Origin of the sequence: Nostoc sp. CHAB 5715, from assembly GCF_020829685.1 — a bacterium.
In the GTDB taxonomy this organism is placed as follows: Bacteria; Cyanobacteriota; Cyanobacteriia; order Cyanobacteriales; family Nostocaceae; genus Nostoc.
Genome location: NZ_JAIVFR010000998.1, coordinates 1 through 2,643, shown reverse-complemented (window position 1 = coordinate 2,643; position 2,643 = coordinate 1). Strand labels below are relative to the sequence as shown.

At 45.6% G+C, this 2,643-nt stretch carries 2 protein-coding genes; both read left to right on the top strand.

Features of this window, described 5'->3' with window-relative positions:
• A partial coding sequence (locus tag LC574_RS34935) for a TolC family protein (protein WP_229458203.1) occupies nucleotides 1–1,814 on the top strand: 1,814 nt, incomplete at its 5' end.
• A gap of 157 nt (nucleotides 1,815–1,971) precedes the next feature.
• Complete coding sequence (locus LC574_RS34930) at nucleotides 1,972–2,349, top strand: hypothetical protein (protein WP_229458202.1); 378 nt, start codon at nucleotides 1,972–1,974, stop codon at nucleotides 2,347–2,349.
• Nucleotides 2,350–2,643 lie beyond the last annotated feature (294 nt).

Below are 2,643 nucleotides of genomic sequence, written 5' to 3'. Positions count from 1 at the left end.
TAGCATCTGAGGAATCAAAGAGCATAGTAGTTCCCAACTACACTTCAAAACCCTCTTCTGTCCAAAAAGAAATTTTGCCCCTGTCTTCTGTACAGCAGCCAGTGGTTCAAAAGATAAATACTGTTACTCAGTCGCAGACATTTTTACAAACTTCAGCTACAGGTGTAGGATCAGCAAAACTGTTGTCAGCCCAAAGATGTCCACAGGAGTTAGGGAAAAGTAAAACTGATTCCTCAGCTGCTTTGCTACTGATTTCAAGTACCTGCTTACAACAAAATGCTGGTGGCCGCATTGCTCAGAGTAATACCCCGATTCCGACAGAATCGACGCCAACTCCCACTGCACCGGAAACCGTAACTCCTGCACCAGAGGGTTCGGTGCAACCTCCCACAGTGCCAGAAACCGTAATTCCTGCGCCAGGGGGTTCGGTGCAACCTTCCACAGTGCCGAGAACCATAACTCCTGCGCCGTCAGGGTCGCTGCAAATTCCACAGAACCTGATTCCTAGCTCAAATCCCCTGCAATTTCCCACCAAACCGGAGGAAGTGAGACTTCAGGGAAATCAGCCGATTACTTTGGCACAGGCTCTAGAGCTAGCACGGCGGAATAATCGGGATTTACAGGTGTCTCTATTGGAGCTAGAACGCAATCGAGCGGCTCTACGCGAGGCGCAAGCTGCTTTGTTGCCCACTCTGGGAATTAGCACGGATCTGACTCGTAGTCAGTCTGCTAGTGGTCAGCTGACGGACGAAATAAACAGGCAAAATCCGTTCGCCGTTCCGCAAGATCAACCCAGTACATCTTTTTCTGGTCAAGCACAACTTTCGTATAACATTTATACTTCTGGGAGAGTGCAAGCTAACATCAGAGCGGCTGAAGAACAGGTACGTTTCAATGAGTTTGCTGTAGAAACTCAGTCTGAGACAATCCGTCTGAATGTTGCTACTGACTACTACAATCTGCAACAAGCGGATGAACAAGTACGTATTGCCCAGTCGGCTGTGCAGAACTCTGAGGCTAGTTTGCGTGATGCAGAAGCTTTAGAACGAGCCGGGGTTGGTACGCGGTTTGATGTGTTGCGATCGCAGGTGAATTTAGCAAATGCCCAACAAAATTTGACTAATGCTAGATCCCAGCAGGCAATTTCCCGTCGTCAATTAGCAACTCGGATAAGTTTGCCGCAGGCGATAAATATCAGTGCAGCCGACCCTGTACAATTAGCTGGTCTTTGGAACCCAACACTAGAACAAAGTATTGTGCTGGCTTATCAAAATCGTCCAGAATTGCAACAGCAGTTGGCACAACGCAATATCAGCGAGCAACAGCGTAGGCAGGCCCTTGGGGAGCTGGGCCCTCAAGTTAGTTTGGTCGCCAGCTACGATCTGCTAGATCAGTTCAATGATAATGCCAGCATTACTGATGGTTATTCATTTGGAGTTAGGGCAAGCCTAAATTTGTTTGATGGAGGAGCAGCAAGAGCAAGGGCAGCTCAGTCGAGAGCTAATATTGCGATCGCAGAAACTCAATTTGCCGAACGGCGCAACCAAATTCGCTTTGAGGTAGAAGAAGCCTATTCTACCCAGCAATCTAGATTAGAGAATGTTCAAACCGCTAATACCGCTTTAGAACAAGCTAGAGAAGCTCTACGTTTAGCGCGTTTGCGATTCCAAGCTGGTGTAGGTACTCAAACTGATGTCATTAACTCTGAAAACGACCTCACACAAGCTGAAGGTAATCGAGTCACAGCAATTTTGGATTACAACCGTGCTTTAGCTCAGTTACAACGGTCTGTTACCCTCAGAGCATTACGCTAGTACTGCTGACTTATCTCCCAATTAAAAATTCTAAATGCCTCATTTTTCAATAATTACATTGAAGAATGAGGCTTTTTGGTAAAAAAACCTATTTGTAACAGGAATTTTGTGAAATGATATAACATAACTGAGTGTTCGCTCGCCTTGTCAAAGACTCATGACTAAAGTAACATCTCAAGAAATTGCACAGTTTCGCTCTCAATTGGCAGAAGATCCCAGCGATATGGAAGCGCTGGATTTGATTGAAGACTGTGATGGAGATTTAGAAGATGCGGCGATGACGCTAGCTATCCGAGCAGGACAACAACCAGAAAGAGCAAATTCCGAGTGGTTAGATGCCTTGGCTAGAAAATGGCGTGTGGTGATTTGCGAACAAGAATATCGGGAAGATTTGCTTAATACTTCACCTCAAAAGATGATGGAACATCTAAAAGCAATGCCGACGTTTCCTAAAATTTTGGCAACACCAGTTTTGATATATGTCCTCAAGCAAGGCGTGAACAATTTTTGTGAGCCACTAGATTCGCTAAAGTGATCGGATGTACATTTAACTTGGGCTAATTTGTGCGATGCCTGCGGCGGGCTACGCCTACGCAGTTTGCAGTTGAGTTTAATACAGACCTAACCCCCAGCCCCTTAAGAGCAAGGGAAGGGGAGTAAGACTCCTAACTTTTAACTTCTAACTCCTAACTCCTAACTCCCAACTCCTGTACAGACGCGATTAATCGCGTCTCTACTCCTAACTTATTCTGAAATCTCTGTACGTCAAAGTTTTTAAAGTTTCTCTGCGTCAGTCCTAATCTCGTTACTTTTGACCTCCTCAATACCT

Excerpts from the sequence above, each read along its gene's own strand:
- LC574_RS34930 (WP_229458202.1), top strand. The coding sequence starts at position 1,972 with ATGACTAAAGTAACATCTCAAGAAATTGCACAGTTTCGCTCTCAATTG.